Origin of the sequence: Georgenia phoenicis (assembly GCF_047302425.1) — a bacterium.
GTDB lineage: Bacteria > Actinomycetota > Actinomycetes > Actinomycetales > Actinomycetaceae > Oceanitalea.
The window spans coordinates 12822-28127 of the sequence record NZ_CP154855.1 but is presented as its reverse complement, the minus strand read 5'-3'; the positions used below and the strand labels follow the sequence as shown (position 1 = coordinate 28127).

General features: G+C 71.9%; 16 protein-coding genes. 14 read left to right on the top strand and 2 right to left on the bottom strand.

The window, feature by feature from the left end:
- The 13 genes from csrA to AA0005_RS00090 all read left to right on the top strand — a co-directional run bounded on the left by csrA (position 1) and on the right by AA0005_RS00090 (position 13369).
- The gene (csrA, locus tag AA0005_RS00150; protein ID WP_413451418.1) at positions 1-240 is read left to right on the top strand and encodes a carbon storage regulator CsrA; all 240 of its coding nucleotides are present in this window, start codon (positions 1-3) and stop codon (positions 238-240) included.
- Positions 241-492: 252 nt separating this feature from the next.
- Positions 493-2103, top strand: coding sequence for a methyl-accepting chemotaxis protein (locus tag AA0005_RS00145; RefSeq protein ID WP_413451417.1), 1611 nt, complete (start codon positions 493-495; stop codon positions 2101-2103).
- Positions 2104-2257: 154 nt separating this feature from the next.
- Positions 2258-4531, top strand: a complete 2274-nt coding sequence (locus AA0005_RS00140; RefSeq protein WP_413451416.1) for a chemotaxis protein CheA — start codon at positions 2258-2260, stop codon at positions 4529-4531.
- The gene (locus AA0005_RS00135; RefSeq protein ID WP_413451415.1) at positions 4531-4947 is read left to right on the top strand and encodes a chemotaxis protein CheW; all 417 of its coding nucleotides are present in this window, start codon (positions 4531-4533) and stop codon (positions 4945-4947) included. Before AA0005_RS00140 ends, AA0005_RS00135 begins: the two co-directional genes overlap by 1 nt.
- Before the next feature lie 27 nt (positions 4948-4974).
- On the top strand, positions 4975-6645 hold the full coding sequence (locus AA0005_RS00130) for a methyl-accepting chemotaxis protein (protein ID WP_413451414.1): 1671 nt from the start codon (positions 4975-4977) through the stop codon (positions 6643-6645).
- 11 nt (positions 6646-6656) lie between these two features.
- Positions 6657-8360 carry a methyl-accepting chemotaxis protein gene (locus tag AA0005_RS00125; RefSeq protein ID WP_413451413.1) on the top strand — a complete coding sequence of 568 codons (1704 nt, stop codon included), beginning with the start codon at positions 6657-6659 and terminating at the stop codon, positions 8358-8360.
- Positions 8361-8378: 18 nt separating this feature from the next.
- Entirely contained in the window at positions 8379-9680 is a 1302-nt protein-coding gene (locus tag AA0005_RS00120) for a methyl-accepting chemotaxis protein (protein ID WP_413451412.1), read from the top strand.
- Between the two features lie 73 nt (positions 9681-9753).
- Complete coding sequence (gene cheB / locus AA0005_RS00115; protein WP_413451411.1) at positions 9754-10851, top strand: chemotaxis-specific protein-glutamate methyltransferase CheB; 1098 nt, start codon at positions 9754-9756, stop codon at positions 10849-10851.
- Positions 10848-11669, top strand: coding sequence for a CheR family methyltransferase (locus tag AA0005_RS00110; protein ID WP_413451410.1), 822 nt, complete (start codon positions 10848-10850; stop codon positions 11667-11669). The genes cheB and AA0005_RS00110 overlap by 4 nt, the downstream gene beginning before the upstream one ends.
- Complete coding sequence (locus tag AA0005_RS00105) at positions 11666-12049, top strand: response regulator (RefSeq protein WP_413451409.1); 384 nt, start codon at positions 11666-11668, stop codon at positions 12047-12049. The genes AA0005_RS00110 and AA0005_RS00105 overlap by 4 nt, the downstream gene beginning before the upstream one ends.
- Positions 12046-12522 carry a chemotaxis protein CheX gene (locus tag AA0005_RS00100; protein ID WP_413451408.1) on the top strand — a complete coding sequence of 159 codons (477 nt, stop codon included), beginning with the start codon at positions 12046-12048 and terminating at the stop codon, positions 12520-12522. Before AA0005_RS00105 ends, AA0005_RS00100 begins: the two co-directional genes overlap by 4 nt.
- Positions 12519-12887, top strand: coding sequence for a response regulator (locus AA0005_RS00095; protein ID WP_413451407.1), 369 nt, complete (start codon positions 12519-12521; stop codon positions 12885-12887). The genes AA0005_RS00100 and AA0005_RS00095 overlap by 4 nt, the downstream gene beginning before the upstream one ends.
- Positions 12884-13369 carry a hypothetical protein gene (locus AA0005_RS00090; protein ID WP_413451406.1) on the top strand — a complete coding sequence of 162 codons (486 nt, stop codon included), beginning with the start codon at positions 12884-12886 and terminating at the stop codon, positions 13367-13369. Before AA0005_RS00095 ends, AA0005_RS00090 begins: the two co-directional genes overlap by 4 nt.
- Here AA0005_RS00090 and AA0005_RS00085 read toward each other — a convergent pair whose 3' ends face one another.
- Together AA0005_RS00085 and AA0005_RS00080 are read right to left on the bottom strand one after the other, a co-directional pair.
- Positions 13370-14182, bottom strand: a complete 813-nt coding sequence (locus tag AA0005_RS00085) for an SGNH/GDSL hydrolase family protein (protein WP_413451405.1) — start codon at positions 14180-14182, stop codon at positions 13370-13372. It lies immediately after the preceding gene.
- Between the two features lie 20 nt (positions 14183-14202).
- Complete coding sequence (locus AA0005_RS00080) at positions 14203-14874, bottom strand: uracil-DNA glycosylase (RefSeq protein ID WP_413451404.1); 672 nt, start codon at positions 14872-14874, stop codon at positions 14203-14205.
- A gap of 143 nt (positions 14875-15017) precedes the next feature.
- Between AA0005_RS00080 and AA0005_RS00075 the strand changes: the two genes are divergently transcribed.
- The gene (locus AA0005_RS00075) at positions 15018-15299 is read left to right on the top strand and encodes a DUF3263 domain-containing protein (protein WP_413451403.1); all 282 of its coding nucleotides are present in this window, start codon (positions 15018-15020) and stop codon (positions 15297-15299) included.
- Positions 15300-15306 lie beyond the last annotated feature (7 nt).

Genomic DNA, 15306 nt, shown 5'->3' with positions numbered 1-15306 from the left:
GTGTTGGTACTGAGCCGCAAGGTCGGGGAGCAGATCGTCATCGGGGAGGACATCGTCCTCACCGTGGTCGATGTGCGCGGCGACACCGTCCGGCTCGGCATCGCCGCGCCCCGGCACGTCACGGTCAACCGTGCCGAGGTGCTCCGCGCCGTCGAGGAGGCCAACCGCGACGCCGCCCGCGCCGACGACGCCGACCTCGACGCGCTGCGGGCGCTGCGCCCGCCCGCCCAGGAGTCGTAACCCAGCCGAGTCGGATCCGCCGACAGGTCCGGCCGACATGCTTCGCTCCGAGCCGCCGTGCACGTGGAGTGACGGGCGCCTCAGGTGGTACGAACCACTCAGCGCGCGCGCGCGGCGGCCGATAGACGGGGTGTGCGCAGGACGCGCACGGCTGGACCCGCGCACCGTGGCGAGCTGCCCGGCGAGCGCGGACCCCGTGCCGCCGGAGGCAGCTTCGTGCCGGGCACGCCACCGACCCACGAGGAAGAAACGATGTCGGCACAAGCCCCTGTTCCCGCCACCTCCCGTCGCTCCCTGCGCGACCTCTCCGTCCGCGTGAAGATCGCCGCTGCTGTCGGCGTGGTCGCGATCGTCGCGGCGGTCATCGGCATCCTCGGCATCTCGCAGGTGCGTGCTCTGGCCGCCGGGCAGAGCGAGATGTACGCGCAGCGGGTCGAACCGCTCAATGATCTCGCCGACGCCCGCGCAACCTTCCAGGGCACGCGCGTGCGCGCCAATGCGCTGCCTCTTCGGGAGGCAGCGGAGCTCGAGGAGCAGCTCGCGGAGATCGCCGATCGCGAGGCCGAAGCGATCGGTATGCTCGAGGAGTACGCGCAGTTCGACGACGACCGCACCGAGCTGGACGCGATGATCGCGGGAGTGCAGTCCTTCCACGACGAGATCAGTGGGCCGTGGGCCGAGGTTGTGCGTTCGGGCGACCAGGACGCTATGAACGCCTACTACAACGAGACGCTCGCACCTGTCGGTGCCGAGGCCGCCGACCTCATGGGCAGCATCACCGGCGTCGAGGTGGAGCGCGCCAACGCTGACAACGAGGCCGCCGCCGACAAGGCAGCGAGCACCGAGGTGCTGCTCATCGTCGTGCTGCTCGTCGGACTCGCCGTCGGCGTCGCGGTGGCGGTCTTCGTCATCCGCCAGATCATGCGTACGGTCGAGACCGTGCGGGTCGCGGTCGAGGCGCTCGGAAACGGTGACCTCACCGCGGAGCCCGAGGTCCAGACCCGGGACGAGCTCGGTCAGATGGCCGAGCACCTGGGCCGCTCGATGCGACAGCTGCGCGGCACCGTCGGCGCGGTCAACGAGGCCGCCGTGACCATCGCCTCCGGTGCGGAGGAGCTGGCGGCGTCGACCACGCAGGTGGTCGCAGCGTCCGAGGAGACCTCCGCCCAGTCCGGCGTCGTCGCGTCCGCGGCCGAGCAGGTCAGCCAGAACGTCCACACGGTGGCAGCCGGTGCGGAGCAGATGGGTGCCTCCATCCGGGAGATCGCGCAGAGCTCGAGCGAGGCCGCCGCGGTAGCGGCCCGGGCCACGACCCAGGCCGCCGTGACGAACGAGACGGTGCAGAAGCTCGGCACCTCGTCCGTCGAGATCGGCAACGTCATCAAGGTCATCACGACGATCGCCGAGCAGACCAACCTGCTCGCGCTCAACGCGACCATCGAGGCCGCGCGCGCCGGGGAGGCGGGCAAGGGCTTCGCCGTCGTCGCCTCGGAGGTCAAGGACCTGGCCCAGGAGACCGCCAAGGCCACCGACGACATCGCCCGCCGGATCGAGGCGATCCAGCACGACACCGAGGGCGCCGTGGGTGCGATCGGGGAGATCACCGAGATCATCGGTCAGATCAACGACTACCAGATGACGATCGCCTCGGCCGTCGAGGAGCAGACAGCGACGACCAACGAGATGTCCCGCAGCGTCACCGAGGCCGCGACCGGATCCACCGAGATCGCCGGCAACATCACCGGCATCGCCTCCGCCGCCGCGGACAACAGCGCCACGATGACGCAGATGAGCACCGCTGTCGCGGAGCTCGCGACCATCTCGGAGGGACTGCGCGCCCAGGTGGCACAGTTCCGCGTCTGACCACCTCTCCACGCACGGCGGGCCCGCGACTGCGGGCCCGCCGTGCGTTGTTCCTACCGACACCTCAAAACTCGCGAGAAGTCGCCGATGAAGAGGGAGTGCGCAGGAAGCGCACAGACCGATACGGATTCATGGAGGTCCGCCGGTGGATGGCATGGATGAGATCGTCCACGAGTTCCTCGTCGAGAGCTACGAGAACCTCGACCAGCTCGACCAGGACCTGGTCGCGCTGGAAGGCGCGCCGACCTCACGGGAGCTGCTGAGCAGCATCTTCCGCACGGTCCACACGATCAAGGGCACGAGCGGGTTCCTCGGGTACACCAACCTCGAGAGGGTCTCGCACACGGGTGAGAGCCTGCTCGCCGAGCTCCGCGACGGCGCGCGCCAGATGGACCAGGCGACCACCGACGTCCTCCTCGCCCTCGTCGACACGCTCCGCGCCATCCTCACCTCCATCGAGGATGGACGGGGCGACGACCTCGACGTCGAGCCCACGATCGCCCGGATCGTCGCCGTCCAGGAGGGCACCGCCACACCGGAGCCCGCCGCCGCGCCCGAGGCGCCCGCGCAGGAGGCAGAGGTGGCAGGGCCGGAGGCAGCCACGCCCGCGGCGGAGGCTCCCGAGCCCGAGCCCGTCGCGCCCCCGGCCGCACCGGTCAGGAAGGTCATCGGCAAGCGCCGCACGGGCGAGCAGCCGGCCGCCCCCGCGTCGGTCCCCGCCGCGGCGGAGGTCACCGAGGGCGGGCGCGAGCCCGAGCACCACCGCAACGCCGCCGAGAGCTCCATCCGCGTGGACATCGAGCTCCTCGACTCCCTCATGCGCCAGGTCGGCGAGCTCGTGCTCGTGCGCAACCAGTTCGACCGGCTCTCTGACCGCGGTGAGGACGTCGAGCTGGCCCGCTCGGCGCAGCGGCTCAGCCTCATCGCCACCGAGCTGCAGGAGGGCGTCATGAAGACGCGCATGCAGCCCATCGAGCACGTGTGGAACAAGATGCCGCGCGTCGTGCGCGACCTCGCCGCCATGCTCGGCCGCAAGGTGTCCCTCTCCATGCTCGGCGGCGAGACCGAGCTCGACCGCTCCCTCCTCGAGGCCGTCAAGGACCCGCTGACGCACCTCGTGCGCAACGCCGTCGACCACGGCATCGAGGCCCCCGAGGAGCGTGTCGCGTCCGGCAAGCCCGAGCAGGGCCACGTCACGCTGCGCGCTTACCACGCCGGCGGCCAGGTCATCGTCGAGATCGCCGACGACGGCCACGGCATCGACCCCGACGCCGTCGCCGCCAGCGCCGTCTCCAAGGGCCTGCGCACCGAGGAGCAGGTGCGGATGATGTCCGCGCAGGAGATCTACGAGCTCCTCTTCCTCCCCGGCTTCTCCACCGCCAAGACGGTGACCAACGTGTCCGGCCGCGGTGTCGGCATGGACGTGGTCCGCACGAAGATCGAGGCCATCGGTGGCTCGGTGGACGTCGAGTCCCAGCCCGGTGAGGGCACCACGTGGCGCCTGCGCATCCCGCTGACCCTGGCGATCATGCCGGCGCTCACCGTCCAGTGCGGCGTGCGCACCTACGCGATCGCCCAGACAAACCTCCTCGAGCTCGTGGCCGTCGAGTCCACCCAGCTCGAGTACGTCGGCACCGCGCCGGTCTACCGGCTGCGTGGCGCGCTGCTGCCGCTGGTCTCCCTCGCCGAGGTCCTCGGCCTGGAGCCGGAGGAGCGGGCCTCGTGCACCATCGCCGTCCTCCAGGCGGACGAGCAGCGCTTCGGCCTCATCGTCGACCGGGTCCTCAACAACGAGGAGATCGTCGTCAAGGCCATCTCCTCGCGGATCAAGCAGATCGGCCTCTACTCCGGCGCCACGGTGCTCGGGGACGGGGACGTCGCGCTCATCCTCGACGTCCAGGCCATCGCCCGGCGCGCCCTCGTCGGGGAGCTGGGCCAGCTCACGCGCTCCAGCGCGGGCCGCGAGACGCGGGCGAGCAGCACCGAGCAGCAGCTGCTCGTCGTCGCGATCGGCGAGGGCCGCCGCGTGGCGATCCCGCTCGCCGACGTCACCCGCCTCGAGCGCATGCCCGCCGACCGCCTCGAGCGGGTCGGCAGCCGCGAGGTCGTCCAGTACCGCGGCGACCTCCTGCCCGTCGCCCGCCTCGACCGGGTGCTCGGTGCGATGAGCTACGAGGAGCCCGAGGAGCTCCTTGTCATCGTCCTCACCTCCGGTGGCGTGACGGTCGCCGTCGTCGTCGGCGAGATCGTCGACATCGTCACCGACGACCCGGGCAACCGCAGCGGGCTCGAGGACACCGGCCTGACCGGCTCCACCGTCATCAAGGAGCGCGTCACCGAGCTCCTCGACGTCAGCGAGCTGCTCCACGCCGTCGGCATCGCCCCCTTCGACACCTCCGCTCTCGACGAGGACCTGGTGAGGATCTGATGAGCACCCAGTACGTCACCTTCACCCTTGGTGAGAACCTCTACGGCATCGGCGTCGGCCAGGTGCAGGAGGTGCTGCCCTTCCGCGCGACGGCCGGTGTGCCGCTCGCACCGGCCGAGGTGGCTGGCCTCGTCAACCTCCGCGGCCAGGTCGTCCTCGCGCTCGACCTGCGGACCCGTCTCGGCCTGCCCATCCGTGAGGCGAGCGAGCCGATGATGGTCGTCGTCAAGCTCGGCGGCGAGCCCGTCTCGCTCCTCGTCGACGCCATCGGTGACGTCGCGGAGGTCGACGACGAGCAGTTCGAGACCCCGCCGCAGACGCTGAGCCCCGAGCTGCGCGAGGTGATCCGTGGCGCCTACAAGCTCGACGGCCGCCTCCTCCTCGCCCTCGACGTCGACGCCGTCACCGCGGCCTGACGGCGCACTACAGAGATCGAAGGAACCATGGCTACTACGCTCGCCCCTCCCGCACCAGCGACCGCTCGCCCAGCGACCGACCTCTCAGCACCGACGCCGGCTTCTCCCAGGAAGCAGCGCGCCGGCTCCCTCAAGGGACTGTCCCTCGCCGGCAAGCTCGGCGGCCTGGTGGCGGTGCTCGCCGTCATCATCCTGGGCACGAACTCCTTCGCGATCACGACCATGCGCGACCTGCAGAGCGGCTCGGCCGAGCTCGCCGGCATCAACGAGCTGAGCGACGTGCGCGGACAGATCGTCGAGGGTGCCGTGCGGGCGCAGCTGCTCTTCGAGCAGATCCGCGGAACGCAGGACCCCGCGGCCCAGCAGGCGCTGCTGGACCAGCAGGCGACGAACGACGCGGCCACGGCAGAGCTGATCGACGCCTACACGGACAGCCCCGCCGGGGTCTCGCCCCACTGGCACGCGTTTGTGGAGAGTTACGACGAGGCCTTTCGTCTGCGTGACGAGCTGCTGTCGTCCATCCTCTCCGGCGACGGTGCAGGCATCGACCCGGCTCTCGTCGTCGAGATCAGGTCGCGGATCGCCGAGTATGAGGCCGCGCTCCAGCAGGCGGATGCGGAAGAGCTCGAGATCAGAACGGCAGCGACGGAGCAGCTGGACGCGCAGGCAGCCCAGAACATCACCGTGATGTCCGTTCTCGGTATTGCCGGCCTGGCGTTCGGCGCCTTCATCGCCGTCATCATCGTGCGCTCCGTGCGCCGCTCGGTCAACGAGATCCGGCGTGCGACCGAGGCGATGGCCCAGGGCGACCTCACCGCCGAGCCGGTGGTGACCTCCCGGGACGAGATCGGTCAGGTGGCCGAGTCCCTGGCCACCGCCCAGACGCGCCTGCGGGCGCTCATCGCGGAGGTGGCGGCGACGTCGCAGCAGGTCGCCTCCTCGGCCGGCGAGGTCTCCGCCGACAGCGGCCGGCTCGCTGCTGCGTCTGAGGACACGGCGGCACAGTCCGGCGTGGTCGCCGCCGCCGCGGAGCAGGTGTCCAACAACATCCAGGCCGTAGCGAGCGGCGCAGAGCAGATGGGCGCTTCCATCCGGGAGATCGCCCACAGCGCCAACGAGGCCGCCAACGTCGCCGCCCGGGCCACCGAAGTCGCAGCGGCGACCAACGCCACGGTGACCAAGCTGGGGACCTCCTCCCAGGAGATCGGTGAGGTTGTCAAGGTGATCACCACGATCGCCGAGCAGACCAACCTGCTGGCACTCAACGCGACGATCGAGGCTGCCCGGGCCGGCGAGGCGGGTAAGGGCTTCGCCGTCGTCGCCGGGGAGGTCAAGGAGCTGGCACAGGAGACGGCCAAGGCGACCGAGGACATCGCCCGCCGGGTCGAGACCATCCAGGTCGACGCCACCGGCGCGGTCGACGCGATCGGGGAGATCTCCCGAATCATTGAGTCGATCAACGACCTGCAGCTGACCATTGCTTCGGCGGTGGAGGAGCAGACGGCCACGACCAACGAGATGTCGCGCTCCGTCGGCGAGGCCGCGACCGGCTCCGGCGAGATCGCCGGGAGCATCACCGCTGTGGCCGACTCCAGCGCCGAGGCCAAGGACACCCTGACCCAGCTCACCGAGTCGGCTGACGGCCTGGCCGGCATGTCCGCCGACCTCCGCACCCGCGTCGAGCAGTTCCGTTACTGAGAAGGCGACTGATGACCACCATGCTCGCAGCGGCGCCCCAGGCGCGGGCACCGCTGACCGCGACGGCTCCCGTTCGCCCCGGTACTGCCGGCGGGAGCACCCGACGCGCTCGCCGCATCGGCGTCGGCCGCCGGCTGTACCTGACCTTCGGCGTCGTCGCGCTGTTTGCCGTCGTTGCGGCTGGTATCGGTGTCGCCGGCAACGTCGAGCAGCGTGAGCTGAGCGAGGAGCTGCGCCGCGCCCAGGGCGTCGCCCAGCTCGCCGAGGAGGCGCGCTTCCAGATCGCCGACGCCACCGGGTGGCAGGCGCTCTACCTCTCCGACGTCGCCATCCTCGGCACCGAGGCAGGCCTGGCTCCCGACTCCTACAACATGCAGGGCATGGCCGACTCGCGTGAAGCCATCGAGACGTGGCTCGACGAGCTCGACGCCGTCGAGCTGGACCCCGCCGAGGCCGCCATCTTCGACCGGCTGCGGCCGGCCTGGGAGGACTTCTTCAGCTGGGACGCCCAGGTGGTCGAGTGGCTCGCCCTCGACACCCCCGAGGGGCGGCAGACGGCCCTCGAGTCCATCAACGACGGGGAGGCCGGCGCCGCCTACTCCACCGTCCTCGCGATCGTCGACGAGGCGCAGACGCTCGCCGCCGAGGAGCTCGCCAGGATCCAGGCGGCCCAGGCCGACTCCCAGCAGTCCACCATCGTCGGGCTGACGGCCACCGGTGTCATGGGACTCGCCCTCGCGCTGCTCTTCGCCTCCCGTACCACGCGGCTCCTCCTGCGCCGGATCGCCCGCCTGCACCACGTCGCCCAGCGCCTGCGCGCCGGTGACCTCACCGCCCGCTCCGAGCTCAGCGTCACCGATGAGCTCGGTGACGTGGGCGCCGCCCTCGACGACGGCGTGGGCTCGGTCCGCGAGCTCGTCGGCGCCGTCGGTGAGTCCGCGCAGCGCGTGTCGGGCGCCTCGCAGAGCCTGGAGTCCCGCACTAGTCGCGTCGCCCAGGAGGTCGCCCAGACCTCCGTGCAGAGCTCTGCCGCCGCAGCCGCTGCCGAGCAGGTCTCCGCCAGTGTCCAGACCGTCGCGGCCGGCGCCGAGGAGATGGGTGCCTCCATCCGCGAGATCGCCCGCACCGCCGGCGAGGCCGCGGCCGTGGCGACCCGTGCGACGACCGTCGCGGAGTCGACGAACGTCACGGTCGCCCAGCTCGGGACCTCCTCCCAGGAGATCGGTGACGTCATCAAGGTCATCACGACCATCGCCGAGCAGACCAACCTCCTCGCCCTCAACGCGACCATCGAGGCCGCCCGCGCCGGCGAGTCCGGCAAGGGCTTCGCCGTCGTCGCCGGTGAGGTCAAGGAGCTGGCCCAGGAGACCGCCCGGGCCACCGAGGACATTGCCCGACGGATCGAGTCGATCCAGGGTGACGCAGGCGCCGCCGTGAAGGCGATCGACGAGATCTCCCGCATCGTCGGCTCGATCAACGACCTGCAGATGACCATCGCCTCGGCGGTGGAGGAGCAGACGGCCACGACCAACGAGATGAGCCGCGGGCTGTCCGAGGCCGCCGCGGGCTCCGGTGAGATCGCCCAGAACGTCACCGTGCTCGCCACTGCTGCCAGCACCCTCGACTCGGTCCTCGCAGAGATGAGCACCGAGGGCACCGAGCTGTCCGACCTGTCCACAGAGCTGCGTGACCGCGTCGCGCGATTCGCCTTCTGAGACGCCCGAGGACTGACGATGACCACCACGTACGCGCCGCCGCGCCCGCAACCGTCCACCGCGCCCGCAGCGCCTGCGCAGCACCCGCACACCTCCGTGCTCGGCCGCATGAGCCTCGCGCGCAAGTTCCTCCTCGTCGGCGGTGTCTACGGGCTTGCGCTCGTCGTCATCAACTCGATCGCCTACAGCGGCATGGGCGTCATCGCGGCGGAGGTCACCGAGGTCGTGGCGCTCGCCGCGCAGGACGGTGTCGACCTCAGCGGCGTCGCGGAGCAGGCGAGCGCGACGGCCGGGCGGTACTCCACCCTCATCACCGTGCTCGGCCTGATCGCGCTCGCCGCCGGCACCACCCTGCTGCGGCTCACCGGCCGCAGCATCCGGTCCACCATCCGGGGCGTGCACCACTCCCTCGAGGCCCTGGCCCAGGGCGACCTCACCGTGACGGCCCCCGTGACGAGCCGCGACGAGATCGGCCAGATGGCCCAGGCGCTGGGCACCGCGCAGGGCAGCCTGCGCACGCTCCTCGCCGAGGTAGGCGGGGCCACCCGCACCGTCGCCGCGGCCGCCGAGCAGCTCGCCGCCGGCAGCGAGCAGATGAACGCCGGCCTCTCCCACACCGCCAGCCTCAGCGGCACGGTGGCCGCCGCGGCCGAGCAGGTCTCGACGAACGTCCGCACCGCCGCCGCGGGCTCCGAGCAGATGGGCTCCTCCATCCGCGAGATCGCCCAGAACGCCGAGGAGGCCGCGCGGGTCGCCGCCCGCGCCGCCGAGGTGGCCGAGGGCACGACCACCGCCGTCGTCCGTCTCGGTGGCTCCTCCCAGGAGATCGGCGAGGTCGTCAAGGTCATCACCTCGATCGCCGACCAGACCGACCTGCTCGCCCTCAACGCGACCATCGAGGCCGCGCGCGCCGGTGAGGCCGGCAAGGGCTTCGCCGTCGTCGCCGGTGAGGTCAAGGAGCTCGCGCAGCAGACCGCGCGGGCGACCGAGGACATCGCCCGCCGGGTCGAGGCCATCCAGGGCGACACCGGCAGCGCGGCCGACGCGATGCGGGAGATCGCCGACATCGTCGGCGCCATCAACCAGCGCCAGCTCACCATCGCCTCGGCCGTGGAGGAGCAGACCGCCACCACCCAGGAGATCACCCGGTCCATCTCGGAGGCCGCGGCCGGCACCGGCGAGATCGCCGTCAACATCACCGCCGTCGCCGGCGACGCCCGCGAGGCCGTCGGCACCGTGAGCGAGATCGGCCAGTCCGTCACCGAGCTCGCGCGGATGTCCGCCGAGCTGCAGCGCCGCGTCGACCAGTTCCGCTACTGACGAGCGTCACCACCACCACCAACACCACCGCCGCCCGCCGGGCGGCAGAGCACCTCGAGAGGAGGAGCCTGTCATGAGCGTTCGCGTGCTCGTCGTCGACGACTCCGTCGTCATCCGCCGACTCGTCACCCAGGCACTGGCGGCCGACCCCGGCATCGAGGTCGTGGGTGTCGCGGCCAACGGGCGCCTCGCCCTCGGCAAGGTCGAGCAGCTCGCCCCCGACCTCGTGACCATGGACATCGAGATGCCCGAGCTCGACGGCATCTCCACCGTCCGCGCGCTGCGGACCTCCGGTCACCGCATGCCGATCATCATGTTCTCCACGCTCACCGAGCGCGGTGCGGCAGCCACCCTCGAGGCGCTGTCCGCGGGCGCCACCGACTATGTGGCCAAGCCCTCCGGGGTCGGCAGCCTCCAGGACGGGCTGCGCCGGGTGGTCGAGGAGCTGGTCCCCAAGATCCACGCGCTCGTCCCCGGCCGCCGGTCCGCCGCGCCGCGAGGCGCCGGCACCGTGCCCGCCGCTGCGTCGGGCCCCACCCCCAGCGCCCGCGGCCCCGTCCGCGTGCGTCCCACGACCGCCCGCACCACGCCCGTCCGCGCCGTCGTTCTGGGCTCCTCCACCGGCGGCCCGGCCGCCCTCGCCGAGGTTGTCGGCGGGCTCACGGAGGCGCCGCCGGTCCCGGTCGCCGTGGTCCAGCACATGCCCGCCGTCTTCACCCGTCAGCTCGCCGAGCGCCTCGACCGCCTCGGCCCGACCACCGTGGTCGAGGCCACCGACGGCGTCGCCCTCCTGCCCGGGCACGTCTACGTCGCCCCGGGCGGTCGGCACCTCACGATGGTGAGCGATCGAGGCGCCCTGCGTGGCCGCCTCACCGACACCCCGCCCGTCAACTACAGCCGCCCGTCGGTCGACGTGCTCTTCCGCTCCGCCGTCACCGCTCTCGGTGGCGAGCTGCTCGCCGTCGTCCTCACCGGGATGGGCGCCGACGGCGCCGCCGGTGCGGGGCAGGTCGCCGACGCCGGAGGGACCGTCCTCGTCCAGGACGAGGCCACGTCCGTCGTGTGGGGCATGCCGGGCGCGACAGCGGCCGCCGGCCACGCCCACGCCCTCCTTCCCCTACCGGAGATCGCCAGCGCAATGAAACGAGTCATGGCGGAGGCGCGCCGATGAGCGTGTCCCCGGAGACCTTCGGCTACGTCGCCGAGCTGGTGCGCACCCACAGCGCCATCCAGCTCGCGCCGGGCAAGGAGTACCTCGTCGAGAGCCGCCTCATGCCCCTCGCCCGGGAGCGCGGCCTCACCGGTCCGACGGCGGTCGACAGCTACGTGCGCGACGTGCGCCGCAGCCCCGACCGTAGCGAGGTCACCCGCGTCGTCGAGGCACTGACGACGAACGAGACCTCGTGGTTCCGCGACAACTCACCCTTCACGGTGCTGCGCCAGCACATCCTGCCCGCGGCTCGGGCGCAGAACCCGGGCACGCTGCGAGTGTGGTCGGCGGCCTGCTCCACGGGGCAGGAGCCCTACAGCATCGCCATGACGCTGCTGGAGACGGGGGAGCGGCGCTTCTCCGTCCTCGCCACCGACCTCTCGACGGCGGTCCTCGCCCAGGCGCGAAGCGGCCAGTACAGCCAGCTCGAGATGAACCGCGGGCTGCCCGCGGCCATGCTCGTGCGCTACTTCGACCGCTCCGGTGCCGGCTGGGGCGTCAAGGAGGAGCTGCGGCGCCAGATCACCTTCGCCCAGCACAACCTCCTGCACCCTGCGCCGGCGGGTGGGCCCTTCGACATCGTCTTCCTGCGCAACGTGCTCATCTACTTCGACGCCGCCACGAAGCGCGACATCCTCGCCCGTACCCGCCGTGCCATGCGACCGGGCGGCTTCCTCGTGCTCGGGGCCGCCGAGTCCATGGTGGGTATCGACGACGCGTGGGAGCGCGTCCCGACGACCCACGGTTCCGTCTACCGAGTGCCTGGAGGCATCTCATGAGAGCTCTCGTCATCGACGACTCGCGCGCGATGCGCCGGATCGTCTCGCGCCTGCTGCAGGACCTCGGCTACACGACCGAGGAGGCCGGCGACGGCGCCGCAGCCCTCGCCGTCCTCGAGGCCGACAGCAGCTTCGACCTCGCGTGCGTCGACTGGAACATGCCGGTCATGGACGGGCTGTCCTTCGTCTACGCCGTCCGCGCCCGCCGGGAGTGGCGCGGCATCACGCTCATGATGGTGACGACCGAGTCCGAGCACGACCAGATCGTGCGTGCGCTCGCGGCCGGCGCCCACGAGTACCTCATCAAGCCGTTCACGCCGGACGCACTCAAGGGCAAGCTGGAGATGCTCGGGCTCGTCCCCACCGAGGAGATCGCATGACCGCCACCATGGCCGACCACGTCGTCACCATCGCGCAAGACATGTTCACTGCGATGATCGACGGCGAACCGGGGCTGCTCACCGACACCGCGGGCGAGGCCGTCGTCATCGCCGAGCCCGTCCGCGCCTGGGTCGAGATCCAGGGGGAGCACCCCGTGCGTACCGTCGTGGCCACCAGCCGCGGCACCGCCGACCGGATCGCCCGCGCCCTGCTCGCCATGGACCCCGCCGATCCGGTGGATACTGAAGACCTGCGCGATGCGCTCGGCGAGATCGCCAACGTCATCGGTGGCAACATCAAGGGCCTCATGGCCGACCGCAGCACCCTCAGCCTTCCCGTCGTCGCACTCGACGGCACCCAGCCCACCGGCGACCTCCTGTGGGAGACCTCGCTCCAGTGGCACCAGGACCACCTCGTCATCTCCATGTGGGAGCTGGACACCAACCCCGACGCAAAGGAGGACACGCAGTGAGCCTGCGAGTCATCGTCGCCGACGACAGCAAGGTCATGCGACAGATCGTCATCCGGACCCTGCGCCAGGCGGGTTACGGCGACTGGGAGGTCATCGAGGCCACCAACGGCGCGGAGGCTCTCGAGCTCGCGCTCGCCCAGCAGCCCGACCTCGTGCTCTCGGACTGGAACATGCCCGAGATGACGGGCATCGACCTGCTGCGTGGTCTCAACGCCTCCGGGGCGGACATCCCGCTGGGCTTCATCACCTCCGAGGGCTCCCCGCAGATGCGGGAGCTCGCCGAGAGCGAGGGGGCGCTGTTCCTCATCGCCAAGCCCTTCACCCCGGACTCGTTCCGCTCGACCATCGACCCCTTCCTCGCATGAGCGCCACGACCCCGATCCCGCCGCTCAAGGAGCTGCGCGACCTGTTCACCATGCTCGTCGGCCGCGACTGCGAGATCGCGCTGGCCGAGGAGTCCGTCACCCCCGCGACCGAGCCCGGCGTCGTCGTCGGCGTGTACGTCACCCAGTTTCTCAAGGGCGAGGCCCTCGTGGCCGTCGACACCCACCTCGCCGCGGCGCTCGGCGGCGCGATCGCGCTCATCCCCGCCCGCGCCGCGCGCGCGTCCCTCGGCCCGCTGGACGAGACGCTGCTCGAGAACGTCACCGAGGTCCTCAACGTCACCTCGGCCCTGTTCAACGTCGGCGACGCGCCGCACCTGCGCCTCGAGTCCGTCCACGACTCCGGGGCCGGGCCGCTGCCCGCGGACATCGCCACCTGGCTGCGCAGCTACGGCCCGCGCCTGGACGCGACCGTCGACGTGCACGGCTACGGCAGCGGCCTGCTCTCGGTGGTGCTCAAGTAGTCAGGTGGTCTCGACGGTGACCGGCTCCGGGTACTTCGCCCGGCGCAGGTCACCGGAGGACTGCCGGCGCAGGCGCCGCTGCACCCACGGCAGCGCGTAAGCCCGCGCCCACCGGGCGTTGCCGCGCCAGCGCTCGGCGCGTGCCTCCGGCGGCAGGGGAGCGAGCGGGTCGTCCCAGGCCTCGTGGTCCGGGACGAGCCCGAGCCCGACGAGGGCGGCCTGCGCCACCCGCTCGTGCCCCGCCGTCGACAGGTGGATGCGGTCCTCCGCCCACATCCGCCAGTCGCGCAGCGAGCGCATGCCCCACAGGTCGAGGACGTGGGCGCCGTGGCGGTGGGCGATCGACCACAGCCCGCTGTTGAAGACGGCGACCTTCGACCGGGTGAGCCGGATGACCGGCGCGCCCGCGGGGTCGGTGCCGGTGACGAGCAGGACGTCGCTGCCCGTGGCCCGCACGCCGGCGACAGCCTCCTCGAGCTCGCGGAGCAGTGCGTCGACGTCCGCCCCGGGGCGCAGGATGTCGTTGCCGCCTCCGGTGACCGAGACGAGATCCGGGCGCAGGTCGCGTGCGGTCGGCAGCTGCTCGCTGAGGATCTGGCCGAGGAGCCGCCCACGGACCGCGAGGTTGGCGTACTCCAGGGGCGGGTGGCCGGCCGCGACACGGCGGCGCGAGAGCGCGGCGGCGAGCAGGTCGGCCCAGCCGCGGTGGTGCTCCGGGTCCTGCGGGTCGGGGTCGACCATGCCCTCGGTGAGGGAGTCCCCGATGGCGACGTAGCGGCCCCAGGGCGGGGCGGCGGACAGGTGCGTGGACACCCGCCGATCCTGCCACCGCGTCAGGGCAGGGCCCACCGGACCGGCCGTCCGCCCTGCTCGGCGAGCAGCGCGTTGGCCCGGGAGAACGGGCGGGAGCCGAAGAACCCGCGGGACGCGGACAACGGGCTCGGGTGCGCGGACGCGACGACCGGGACGTCCCCGAGCAGCGGCCGCAGCGTCTGCGCCTGGTTGCCCCACAGGACCGCGACGAGCGGGGTGCCCCGCTCGACGAGCGCCCGGATCGCGTGCTCGGTCACCTCCTCCCAGCCCCTCCCGCGGTGCGAGGCGGGCTTACCCGGCTGGACGGTGAGGACCCGGTTGAGCAGGAGTACGCCGTCGTCCGCCCACGGCGAGAGGTCACCCGTCGACGGCGGGTGGGTACCGACGTCGTCGACGAGCTCGCGGAAGACGTTGACGAGGCTGCGCGGGACGGGCCGCACGTCCGGCTGCACCGAGAAGGACAGTCCCATCGGGTGGCCGGGGGTGGGGTAAGGGTCCTGCCCGACGACGATGACGCGGACGTCGGCGAAGGGCCGGGTGAAGGCCCGCAGCACGTCCGGACCGGCGGGCAGGTAGCCGCGCCCGGCGGCGACCTCCTCCCGCAGGAAGTCCCCCATCGCGTGGATGCGGTCCTCCACCGGGGCCAGCGCCCGGGCCCAGCCGGGGTCGAGGAGCTCACCGAGGGGTCGCACGCCGGGAAGTGTAGCCAGGCGTAGGTGAAGTGGTTGACGGGGCTGCGGCGGCGATGGGCGCCGGGTAATGACATCGCTGTCATTCCCCTCTAGCATGGGGTGGTCGCGGCGCCGACTCGACGCGCCGGGCAGGAGGAGGAGACATGGACACCGCTTACGCGCTGGGTCCGCAGGCCGCGCTCGGTGACACCGAGCGCGAGATCCTCGCCTTCGAGCGGCAGTGGTGGAAGTACGGCGGCGCCAAGGAGACGGCGATCCGCGACCTCTTCGACATGAGCGCCACCCGGTACTACCAGGTGCTCAACTCCCTCATCGACACCGAGGCCGCACTCGCGGCCGACCCCATGCTTGTCAAGCGCCTGCGGCGGATGCGCGACGCCCGCCAGCGCGAGCGCTCTGGCCGCCGGCTGAGCCCCTCCCACTGACACCGTC

Coding starts and splice junctions, on each gene's coding strand:
- AA0005_RS00145 (WP_413451417.1), top strand. CDS start 493: ATGTCGGCACAAGCCCCTGTTCCCGCCACCTCCCGTCGCTCCCTGCGC.
- AA0005_RS00140 (WP_413451416.1), top strand. CDS start 2,258: ATGGATGAGATCGTCCACGAGTTCCTCGTCGAGAGCTACGAGAACCTC.
- AA0005_RS00135 (WP_413451415.1), top strand. CDS start 4,531: ATGAGCACCCAGTACGTCACCTTCACCCTTGGTGAGAACCTCTACGGC.
- AA0005_RS00130 (WP_413451414.1), top strand. CDS start 4,975: ATGGCTACTACGCTCGCCCCTCCCGCACCAGCGACCGCTCGCCCAGCG.
- AA0005_RS00125 (WP_413451413.1), top strand. CDS start 6,657: ATGACCACCATGCTCGCAGCGGCGCCCCAGGCGCGGGCACCGCTGACC.
- AA0005_RS00120 (WP_413451412.1), top strand. CDS start 8,379: ATGACCACCACGTACGCGCCGCCGCGCCCGCAACCGTCCACCGCGCCC.
- cheB (WP_413451411.1), top strand. CDS start 9,754: ATGAGCGTTCGCGTGCTCGTCGTCGACGACTCCGTCGTCATCCGCCGA.
- AA0005_RS00110 (WP_413451410.1), top strand. CDS start 10,848: ATGAGCGTGTCCCCGGAGACCTTCGGCTACGTCGCCGAGCTGGTGCGC.
- AA0005_RS00105 (WP_413451409.1), top strand. CDS start 11,666: ATGAGAGCTCTCGTCATCGACGACTCGCGCGCGATGCGCCGGATCGTC.
- AA0005_RS00100 (WP_413451408.1), top strand. CDS start 12,046: ATGACCGCCACCATGGCCGACCACGTCGTCACCATCGCGCAAGACATG.
- AA0005_RS00090 (WP_413451406.1), top strand. CDS start 12,884: ATGAGCGCCACGACCCCGATCCCGCCGCTCAAGGAGCTGCGCGACCTG.
- AA0005_RS00075 (WP_413451403.1), top strand. CDS start 15,018: ATGGACACCGCTTACGCGCTGGGTCCGCAGGCCGCGCTCGGTGACACC.